General features: G+C 71.3%; 9 protein-coding genes. 7 read left to right on the top strand and 2 right to left on the bottom strand.

Going from position 1 to position 9,097, the window contains the following annotated elements:
- The first annotated feature begins 71 nt into the window (after nt 1-71).
- The 6 genes from BJP65_RS05720 (at nt 72) to BJP65_RS05695 (ending at nt 6,312) form a co-directional block, all read left to right on the top strand.
- The gene (locus BJP65_RS05720) at nt 72-752 is read left to right on the top strand and encodes a TMEM175 family protein (protein ID WP_070409867.1); all 681 of its coding nucleotides are present in this window, start codon (nt 72-74) and stop codon (nt 750-752) included.
- Nucleotides 753-767: 15 nt separating this feature from the next.
- Complete coding sequence (locus BJP65_RS05715; RefSeq protein ID WP_055833994.1) at nt 768-1,883, top strand: GuaB3 family IMP dehydrogenase-related protein; 1,116 nt, start codon at nt 768-770, stop codon at nt 1,881-1,883.
- A gap of 12 nt (nt 1,884-1,895) precedes the next feature.
- Nucleotides 1,896-2,765 carry an SURF1 family protein gene (locus BJP65_RS05710; protein ID WP_070408514.1) on the top strand — a complete coding sequence of 290 codons (870 nt, stop codon included), beginning with the start codon at nt 1,896-1,898 and terminating at the stop codon, nt 2,763-2,765.
- Nucleotides 2,766-2,775: 10 nt separating this feature from the next.
- Entirely contained in the window at nt 2,776-3,297 is a 522-nt protein-coding gene (locus BJP65_RS05705; RefSeq protein ID WP_055834000.1) for a DUF3817 domain-containing protein, read from the top strand.
- Complete coding sequence (gene guaA / locus BJP65_RS05700; protein ID WP_055834003.1) at nt 3,294-4,874, top strand: glutamine-hydrolyzing GMP synthase; 1,581 nt, start codon at nt 3,294-3,296, stop codon at nt 4,872-4,874. The genes BJP65_RS05705 and guaA overlap by 4 nt, the downstream gene beginning before the upstream one ends.
- Before the next feature lie 70 nt (nt 4,875-4,944).
- Nucleotides 4,945-6,312 carry a glycosyltransferase gene (locus tag BJP65_RS05695; protein WP_070408513.1) on the top strand — a complete coding sequence of 456 codons (1,368 nt, stop codon included), beginning with the start codon at nt 4,945-4,947 and terminating at the stop codon, nt 6,310-6,312.
- A gap of 104 nt (nt 6,313-6,416) precedes the next feature.
- Here BJP65_RS05695 and BJP65_RS05690 read toward each other — a convergent pair whose 3' ends face one another.
- Nucleotides 6,417-7,130 carry an MBL fold metallo-hydrolase gene (locus BJP65_RS05690; protein ID WP_070408512.1) on the bottom strand — a complete coding sequence of 238 codons (714 nt, stop codon included), beginning with the start codon at nt 7,128-7,130 and terminating at the stop codon, nt 6,417-6,419.
- 68 nt (nt 7,131-7,198) lie between these two features.
- On the opposite strand from BJP65_RS05690, the gene BJP65_RS05685 reads away from it, so the two are divergent.
- Nucleotides 7,199-7,756: a TetR/AcrR family transcriptional regulator gene (locus BJP65_RS05685; RefSeq protein WP_070408511.1), complete on the top strand. Its 558-nt coding sequence runs from the start codon at nt 7,199-7,201 to the stop codon at nt 7,754-7,756.
- On the opposite strand, the gene ligD is transcribed toward BJP65_RS05685, so the two are convergent.
- The gene (ligD, locus tag BJP65_RS05680; protein WP_070408510.1) at nt 7,723-8,952 is read right to left on the bottom strand and encodes a non-homologous end-joining DNA ligase; all 1,230 of its coding nucleotides are present in this window, start codon (nt 8,950-8,952) and stop codon (nt 7,723-7,725) included. The genes BJP65_RS05685 and ligD overlap by 34 nt on opposite strands.
- Nucleotides 8,953-9,097: the final 145 nt, after the last annotated feature.

Here is a 9,097-nt window from a genome sequence, read left to right as displayed (position 1 = left end):
GGCTTGACGAGGGGCCGGGCAGGCGACTGCCCGGCCCCTCGTCGTTCCGCTCCCGCGACTACGCTGTGCGCATGATCCGACGCAGGAGCCACCCCGAGGCGTCGCTCTCGGCGCGGCGGACCGAGGCGTTCACCGATGGCGTGTTCGCGATCGCCGCGACCCTGCTCGTGCTGGGCCTCACCGATCAGTCGCTGGGGACGATCCGCACGAACGACGACCTCGCGGCCGGTCTCGTGGGTCTCGCGCACCCCGTCTTCTCGTTCGTCATCAGTTTCCTGCTCCTGTGCCTCATGTGGATGACGCACGTACGGCAGTTCGAGTACATCGCGCGGATCGACGCGCTCGGCATGTGGATCAACAGCTTCCGCCTGCTGCTCGTGGTCCTGGTGCCTTTCACCTCGTCGCTGAACACCACCTACGACGATCTGCTCCTGGGGCGGGTGCTGCTGCCCGTCAACTTCTTCCTCGCGATCCTGCTCGGCTGGATCCAGTGGGTGTGGGCGGCGCGGTCCGGTGCGATCCCCGACCTCTCGCGCGACGACGCCCGTCGCATGGGGCGTGCGGGATTCAGCGCCGTGGTGCTGGGTCTCGTCGCGATGGCGCTGAGCCCGGTGATCGGGTCGATGGCGTTCCTGGTGTTCCTCTTCGACGGACTCCTCACGCGAATCCTCCGCGGCGGCAACGACCTCGCCGCGCCCGTCGATGCCGCCCGCGCTCCCGACCCCGGCGGCGATGTCGAAGGGCGCGGGTAGGCTGGAGGGGTGACCATGGAGATCGACCTCGGCCGCGCCAAGCGCGCCCGCCGCGCCTACACCTTCGACGACATCGCCGTCGTGCCGTCGCGGCGCACGCGCAACCCCGAAGACGTCTCGACGGCGTGGACCATCGACGCGTTCCCGTTCGAGATCCCCGTGCTCGGTGCGCCGATGGACTCCGTGGTGAGCCCGCGCACCGCCATCGAGCTCGGTCGTCTCGGCGGCCTCGGCGTGCTCGACCTCGAAGGCCTCTGGACGCGCTACGACGACCCCGAGCCCCTGCTGGCCGAGATCGCGACGCTGGCCGACGCCGACGCCACGCGGCGTATGCAGCAGCTGTACGCCGAGCCCATCAAGCCCGAGCTCGTGCGCGATCGCCTCGCCGAGGTGCGCGCCGCGGGGGTCACCGTCGCCGGCGCCCTCACCCCGCAGCGAACGCACGACCTGTACGAGACCGTCGTCGCCGCGGGCGTCGACCTGTTCGTCATCCGCGGCACCACGGTCTCGGCCGAGCACGTCTCGAGCGGCGTCGAGCCGCTGAACCTCAAGAAGTTCATCTACGACCTCGACGTCCCCGTCATCGTGGGCGGAGCGGCCACCTACACGGCGGCGCTGCACCTCATGCGCACGGGCGCCGCGGGCGTCCTCGTCGGCTTCGGCGGCGGTGCCGCCTCGACCACCCGCGCCACGCTCGGCCTGCACGCGCCGATGGCCACCGCCGTCGCCGACGTCGCCGGCGCCCGCCGCGACTACCTCGACGAGTCGGGCGGACGTTACGTGCACGTCATCGCCGACGGAGGCGTGGGCACCTCGGGCGACATCGTGAAGGCCCTCGCCATGGGTGCCGATGCGGTCATGCTCGGCGTGGCGCTCGCCCGCGCCACCGACGCCCCGGGCCGCGGATTCCACTGGGGTCCCGAAGCGCACCACCCCAAGCTGCCGCGCGGCCACCGCGTCGCGGTCGACCGCGTCGGACCGCTCGAGCAGGTGCTCTTCGGGCCGGCGCCCGTCGCCGACGGCACCGCGAACCTCATCGGAGCCCTGAAGAAGTCGATGGCGACCACCGGGTACTCCGACCTCAAGGAGTTCCAGCGGGTCGAGGTCGTCGTCGCCCCCTACGGGCACTGATACGGAGACCGAGTGACCGTCACCCCCGCGACCCGACCGGAGCCGCCGCAGATCTTCCCGCCCACCCTGCGGGAAGTCATGCTGCGACCCCGGTGGATCGCGCTGCTGGCGTTCTCGCTCGTCGTCGCCGGTGCCCTCGCGTGGCTGGGGCAGTGGCAGTTGGGCCGCGCGATCGACACCTCGCCGCCCGAGCCCGGCCTGACCGAGAACGTCCAGCCGCTCGCCGACGTCGTGCAGCCCGGCGCGTACCTGCCCGAGCCGCAGGTCGGACAGCGGGTCGAGGTGAGCGGCCAGTGGGTGGCATCCGATTTCATCGTCGTGTCGTCTCGTTTCAACGACGACGTCGAGGGGTACTGGGTCACGGGCCAGCTGCGCATCACGGGTACCGCTGAGCCCACGTCGGTCGCCGTCGCCACGGGCTGGACCGCCTCGCGCGAGCAGGCCGACGCCGCTGTCGACGAGCTCCAGGCCGCCGTCGACGCCGACCCCACCGCGACCGTCGAGGTCACGGGTCGTCTCATCTCCGACGAAGGCCCGTCCGTTCCGCCCCGGGGGGCTGACACCCAGACCCTCACCCGCATGTCCCCGGCGATGCTCCTCGGCCGGTGGCACGACGTCGACGACCTGCGGGTGTACCGCCAGTACATCGCCTCGCAGAGCGTCATCGGGCCCCTCGAGCCGATCTCGTCACCGGCGCCCGACGAGGGTTCGAGAGTGAACTGGCTGAACATCTTCTACGCGGCGGAGTGGGCGATCTTCGCCGGCTTCGCGCTGTACCTCTGGTACCGCCTCGCACGTGACGCGTGGGAGAAAGAGGTCGAAGACCTCGAAGACGAGTACGCCGACGCGCTCGCGGCGGGGGCCTCGGCAACCCGCGACTAGACTGGCATCCATGCCCCGTGCCCCGAAGCTCGCCTCGTTCCCGGCGATTCGCGGAGCCCTGAAGTTCTACCAGATCTGCTCGGTCATCACCGGTATCGGCCTGCTGCTGCTGGTCGCCGAGATGATCCTGAAGTACACGCCCCTGCACATGGAGCTGTTCCTCGGCGGATCGGGTGGCTTCCTGTGGTTCGCGGATGCCATCCCCGGCCCCGATTGCCAGTGGTTCTCGCTCTTCGTGCCCTGGACCAACGAGTGCAGCATCCTCTCCACGGGTGACGGCGTCAACGTCTCTCTCGCGATCCTCGTCGCGCACGGCTGGTTCTACGTCGTGTACCTGATCTCGTGCTTCCGCGTGTGGAGCCTCATGCGCTGGCCGTTCCGTCGGTTCGTGTTCCTCGCCCTCGGTGGCGTGGTGCCGTTCCTCTCCTTCATCCTCGAGGTGCGCACCGCCCACGGCGTGCGCGCCTATCTCGCCGAGCGCGAGGCCGCCCTGGCATCCGCTCCCGTCTCTGCCCCGGAAGGCCAGCGGTGACCGAACAGACCGAAACGTCCCAGCGCCCCGTCCTCGTCGTCGACTTCGGCGCCCAGTACGCGCAGCTCATCGCCCGTCGCGTCCGCGAAGCGGGCGTGTACAGCGAGATCGTGCCGCACACCGCGACCGCCGCCGACATCGCCGCGAAGAACCCCGTCGGCATCATCCTGTCGGGTGGCCCGTCGTCGGTGTACGAAGAAGGCGCCCCCCGCCTCGACGAGGACGTCTTCGACCTCGACGTGCCGACGCTGGGTATCTGCTACGGCTTCCAGGTCATGGCGAAAGCCCTCGGCGGCGAGGTCGCCAACACCGGGCTCCGCGAGTACGGCGCGACCGACGCCACCGTCGTGACCGAGGGCACGCTGCTCGAGGGGCAGCCCGCCGAGCAGAACGTCTGGATGAGCCACGGCGACCAGGTCTCGCGCGCACCCGAGGGCTTCGAGGTGCTCGCCCGCACCGCGCACACCCCCGTCGCAGCCTTCTCGAACGACGCCCGTCGTATGTACGGCGTGCAGTGGCACCCCGAGGTCAAGCACTCCGACCACGGACAGCGCGTGATCGAGAACTTCCTGCACAAGGCCGCGGGACTCCCCGCGGACTGGAACAGCGGCAACGTCATCGCCGAGCAGGTGGAGCGCATCCGCCAGCAGGTCGGCACCGGCCGCGTCATCTCGGCCCTCTCGGGCGGCGTCGACTCGGCGGTCTCGACCGCCCTCGTGCACGAGGCCGTCGGCGACCAGCTCATCGCCGTGTTCGTCGACCACGGACTCCTCCGCCAGGGTGAGCGCGAGCAGGTCGAGAACGACTACGTCGCCTCGACCGGCGTCCGCCTCATCACCGTCGACGCGCGCGAGACGTTCCTCGACGCCCTCGCCGGTGTCAGCGACCCCGAGCAGAAGCGCAAGATCATCGGCCGCGAGTTCATCCGCGCGTTCGAGAAGGTGCAGGCCGACCTCGTCGCCGAAGCCGCGGCCGAGGGGGAGCAGGTGCGCTTCCTCGTGCAGGGAACGCTCTACCCCGACGTCGTGGAGTCGGGCGGCGGTGCGGGCACCGCCAACATCAAGAGCCACCACAACGTCGGCGGTCTTCCCGAAGACCTGCAGTTCGAGCTCGTCGAGCCGCTGCGCACCCTGTTCAAGGACGAGGTGCGCGCGATCGGCCGGGAGCTCGGGCTTCCCGAGGCCATCGTCGGCCGTCAGCCCTTTCCGGGGCCCGGTCTTGGCATCCGCATCGTGGGCGAGGTCACCGCTGACCGTCTCGAGATCCTGCGTGCGGCCGACGCCATCGCCCGCGCCGAGCTGACCAAGGCCGGACTCGACGACGAGATCTGGCAGTGCCCCGTCGTGCTCCTCGCCGACGTGCGCTCGGTCGGCGTACAGGGCGACGGTCGCACCTACGGTCACCCGATCGTGCTGCGGCCCGTCTCGAGCGAAGACGCCATGACCGCCGACTGGACGCGGCTGCCCTACGACGTGCTGTCGAAGATCAGCAACCGCATCACCAACGAGGTGCGCGACGTCAACCGTGTCGTGCTCGACGTGACGTCGAAGCCGCCGGGGACGATCGAGTGGGAGTGAGCTTCGGCTGACTCCTGACGCGCAGCGGTGCCGGCCGGGGAATCGGCGGCGCGTGGGGGAGGATGGAGGCGTGACTCTCGGCGACTTCCCCGACGCGTGGTACCTCATCCTGTCGAGTCGGCTCATCCCCGATCTCGACGGGGGGTACACGATCTCCGCCCTCGCGCGCGCCGGGCAGATGGCCGAGGCGGGAGCGGCTCCGCTGCTGTTGACGGTCGACCCCGGCACCGTCGACGCCCACGCGGCGCATCGGGCGACCTTCGTCGAGCGCGGGGTGGCGGCGGCACCCGGGATGTTCCGGAACCTCTTCGACGAGGCCGCGGCACCCGACGGAGGAGCGGCAGCGTGGGTGCGGCAGGCGGCACGCGAGGGTGGGGCCGACCCGGCGTTCGAGTACCGGAGCGTCGCCGGGGGAGCCATCGAGCTGCCCCAGGTCGCCGACCCCGATTGGCACCTCACCACCGCACCCATCGTGATCCGGGATGCCGCGGGCGAGCCCGTCGGGGTCGTCGACGGATTCGGCGCCCTGTACCGCGCGTGGCTGACCTCGCTCGCGTCGGGCCTGCGCGCCGAGAACGACCGCCCCATCGTCGTCATCTGCGAGTCGCGTCAGCTCGGCGAGCTCATCGTGGGCTGGGGCGACGACCGAGTGCGGATCGTCCACACCGTGCACACCATCCATCTCGAACCGCCGTACCGGGAGGACTCCGACCTGAACGCCCTGTGGAGGCGGTGGTTCGAGATCTCGCCGCGCTTCGACGCGGTGCTCTGGCCGACGGCGTACCAGCGTGACGACGTGCGCGACCGCTTCGGGGCGGTGGCGAACGACCTCGTCGCCCCGCACGCCGTGGTGGGTCCGAAGGTCAGCGTCCCCTCGATCGATCGCGACGCGGGCCGGGTGGTCGTGCTCGGTCGCCTCGCGCCCGGTAAGCGGCTCGGGCACGCCATCCGTGCCTTCGCGCGAGTCTCGGCCGAGGTGCCCGGGGCGCGTCTGGAACTGTGGGGAGAAGGGGCGCAGCGCGCCGACCTCGAAGCCCTCGTCGTCGAACTCGGCCTCGACCAGGTCGTGACGCTCCCCGGACTCACCACCGATCCCGGCGCGGTGCTCGATCGGGCCGCGGTGTACCTCACGACCTCGGCCTTCGAGGGGCAGGGGCTGGCGCTGGCCGAGGCCCTCGCGCACGGCACCCCGGTGGTCGCCTACGACATCCGCTACGGCCCGCGCGACATGCTGGCCGGGGGAGGCGGCATCCTGGTGCCCGACGGCGACGAAGACGCGCTCGTCGACGCACTGCGGCGCGTGCTGACGGATGCCGCGCTGCGCGAACGCCTCTCGACCGAGGCCCTCGATGCGGCGACGACGCTGAGTCCCGCGCGGGCGATGCAGACGCTGGCCGCAGCGTGCGCCGAGGCGCTGTCGCGCGACCGGCGGCGCTGAGCCCGGCGGGGGCGGGGCGCTGCGGCGGGGCGGCGTCCCTCGCTCGGACCCTCAGCCCCGGCGGGGGCGGAGCCACCGTCGCGCGCGAACCCCGCGAGCCCCGCTCAGCCGCGCGCGGCAGCCCTCACGGCGTCGGCGGCGGCGGCCGGTGAGCCGTGGAAGGCGGGACCGTGGCCGGGCAGGACCCACTCGGCATCCAGTCCGGCGATGCGGTCGAGAGAGGCCATCGCCTCGGCGGGGTCGTCGGTGAACGGTGCGGGGGCGGCGCCCATGCGACCGGTGAGCACGTGGCGCGTGGTGAGCGCATCGCCGACGAACACCGCGCGCACGGCGGGGGAGTGCACGGCGATGCTGCCCGGGGAGTGTCCGGGCATGCCGACCACGCGGGGGCTGCCCGGGAGCTCGAGCACGTCGCCGTCGGAGACCTCGTTCACCTCGGTCAGCCACTGGGGGCGCACGCCCTTGCGGATCCCGTAGGCGGCGAAGCTGAGCAGGGGGCCGAGGCGGATCGGGCCCATGGCCGCCTTCGGCTTGGAGCCCCCGCGGGCGCGGTCGGCGTCGGCGGAGTGCACGTAGACGGGAACGCCGTGCTCGCGGCGCAGGCGCTCGGCGAAGCCGACGTGGTCGCTGTCGCCGTGGGTGAGCACGACGCCGCGGATGTCGTCGAGGGTGCGGCCGATGGCATCCAGTTCTCGAAGCAGATCGGTGTGCATGCCGGGGAGTCCGGCGTCGACGAGGGTGATGCCCTCGGGAGTGACGATGAGGTACGAGGCGACGATGTCGTTGCCGATGCGGTGGAGCGACGGAGCGAGTCTCATGAGGGGCCTTCCTGAATGGCTACGAACGTTAGCCATGATAGCTTATATCCGTAGCCATGGGAGGAATCATGCCGACTCCGGAGAGAACGAGCCTCGACGAGATCGTCGATGCGGCAGCGCGACTGCTCGACGAGGGCGGACCGAGCGCCGTCACGATGCAGGCCGTCGCGCAGGCGGTGGGGGTGAAGGCGCCCTCGCTCTACAAGAGGGTGCGCGACCGCGAGACTCTGCTCGCGCGCGTCGGGGAGCGGGCCGCCGACGAGCTCACCGCTCGGCTGACGGCGGCATCCGACGATCTCGACGCCCTGTTGATCGCGTTCCGTCGCTTCGGCCACGATCGTCCCGAGGCGTTCCGTCTGCTGTTCACGACGGTGGTGGATGCCGAGCGCCTCGCGGCCACGAGCGCGCCGGTGCTGCGGGCGACCACGTCGGCGGTGGGCGAGAAGCACGCGCTCGACGCCGCGCGACTGCTGACGGCCTGGGCCACGGGCTTCGTGACCATGGAGCTCGGCGGGGCCTTCCGGCTCGGCGGCGACCTCGATCAGGCGTACGACTACGGTCGCGCCCACCTCGTCGCCTCGCTGTCGAACGCTCACGACGGGGATCGGCCGGCCCAGGGGTCGTAGTCGGCGATCAGGTCTTCCTGCGCCGGGCGCTCGGCATCCGGAACGTGCTGCAGATTCACCCGCACGCGGTACCAGAGCGAGCTCGAGCCGCGCATGCCGTCGACGAGCACGTCGGCCGGGTGAAGGGCAGAGGTGGCGTCGGGATGCCGCTGCTTCCACGTCTCGAGTGCCTCCAGCGCCTCGGGCTTGGTCTTGGTGCGCGCGACCTCGATGAGCGGCATGGTCGACGCGCGCCGGCCCGAACCGTCGCCGCCGCGCGGGGGCTTGTCGGCCGGCCCGAGCTCCTTCGCGAGGGCGAGGAGCGCGTCGAGAGACCCCGCCGCGTCGTCGATCCCGGCGTGGGGATCACCGAGTGTCGCGAAGCGCTCGGGCACGGTGAGGACGGTGAACTCGTCGGGGCGGCGGTTTCGCACCTCGTCCCAGGTCAACGGTGTCGAGACGCGCGCGTCGGGGAGGGCGCGCACGGAGTAGGCCGATGCGACCGTGCGGTCCTTGGCGTTCTGGTTGAAGTCGACGAAGACGCTCTCGCCCCGCTCCTCCTTCCACCAGCGGGCCGTGGCGAGCCCCGGCGCGCGATTCTCGACCTCGCGGGCCAGGGTTTCGGCCGCGAGACGCACGTCGGCGAAGTTCCACTCGGGGCGGAGGCGCACGAGGATATGCAGACCGCGCGACCCCGAGGTCTTGGGCCAGCCGACGAGCCCGTGGTCTTCCAGGACGTCGCGGGCGATGAAGGCCACGTCGACGATCTGCGACCAGTCGACCCCCGGCATCGGGTCGAGGTCCACGCGCAGCTCGTCGGGATGATCGAGGTCTTCGGCTCGCACGGGATGCGGGTTGAGGTCGAGGCAGCCGAGGTTGACGACCCACGCCAGGCCCGCGGCATCCCGGATCACCGTCTCTTCCGCGGACGTGCCCGAGGCGTAGCGCAGGGTCGCGGTGTCGATGAAGGCGGGGTGGTTCTCGGGCACGCGTTTCTGGAAGAACGGCTCCTGGTCGAGGCCCTTCGAGAAGCGCTTCAGCACCATCGGCCGCCCACCGGCGCCCCGGAGCGCCCCCTCGGCGACGGCGAGGTAGTAGCGCACGAGGTCGAGCTTGGTGAGGGCGGGCTCGGCGAACACGACGCGATCGGGACTGGTGACGCGCACCTCGTGTCCGTCGATGTCGAGGATCTCGGCGGGCGTCTTCGCGGGGCTCATGACGCGACGCTAGCGTCGGGACGCTCGGCCGCGGCACCCCTTGCGGCGCTCCTCCCCGGCGTTGAGTGTCCAGGACACGCCGTACGTCGACCTGGTCGCGCGGCGTGTCCTGGACGCTCAACGGGAAGGCGGCGCGGGATATGCC

Source organism: Microbacterium sp. BH-3-3-3, assembly GCF_001792815.1.
In the GTDB taxonomy this organism is placed as follows: domain Bacteria; phylum Actinomycetota; class Actinomycetes; order Actinomycetales; family Microbacteriaceae; genus Microbacterium.
This window is presented reverse-complemented; position numbering and strand designations above follow the sequence as displayed.